This window comes from Methylomonas rivi, assembly GCF_024505165.1.
In the GTDB taxonomy this organism is placed as follows: Bacteria; Pseudomonadota; Gammaproteobacteria; order Methylococcales; family Methylomonadaceae; genus Methylomonas; species Methylomonas rivi.
Genome location: NZ_JANIBK010000361.1, coordinates 1 through 738, shown reverse-complemented (window position 1 = coordinate 738; position 738 = coordinate 1). Strand labels below are relative to the sequence as shown.

The 738-nt window shown below is 62.1% G+C and carries 1 protein-coding gene; it reads right to left on the bottom strand.

Annotated features, from left to right (window positions below):
• The coding region (locus tag NP596_RS21745) for a TolC family protein (protein ID WP_256617458.1) at positions 1–730 on the bottom strand (730 nt) is incomplete at its 3' end.
• Between the last annotated feature and the right edge of the window lie 8 nt (positions 731–738).

Here is a 738-nt window from a genome sequence, read left to right as displayed (position 1 = left end):
GCACGGTCTGCATCATCGCGCTTTCCAGGCTGGGGATGCCGGCGCGGGTGGCTTCCAGTTGCGCCAAGGCCCTGGCCGTATCCAGCTCGGTGCCGCGGCCGTTTTCGACTTTAGCTTGGGTCAGTGCCAGGGTTTGCGCCTGATTATCGGCATTTTGCCGGGCGACCGCCAACTGGTGTTGCAGGCCGCGCAGCTCGAAATAATTCCTCGCCACCTCGGCGATCAGGCTGACGCCGACGTCGCGCAGGCCGGCGTCCAGCGCCTCGACTTCGTCGCTGCTGGCTTCGACATTGCGGCGCACCCGCCCGAAAAAGTCCAGTTCCCATGAGGCGTCGAAGCCGGTGTTATAAAGCTTGAGTTCGCGCGGTACGAAGGCGCGGTTGTTTAACGAGCCGGTACTGCGTTTTTGCTCGGTATAGTTGGCATGCGAGGTAACCGTCGGCAGCAGATTCAAGCCCGTTTCCAGATAGAGGGCGCGAGCCTCGGCCAGATTGGCCCTTGCGGCTTTTAAGTCGAAATTATGCTGTAGGGTTTGGTCGACCAGCGCGCTTAACTGGGCGTCGTTAAACGTTTTCCACCAGCCGATCTCAACCGCCCGGTCGGAAAATTCGGCGGGTGCGGCGTTGGCAAAACCGGCGGGTAACGGCTTTTCCGGCCGTTGGTAATCCGGGCCCACGGCGCAAGCGGTCAGCAGGCCGGCGGACAAGACGATTGGACTGAGGCGCGCCAGGCCTCGTA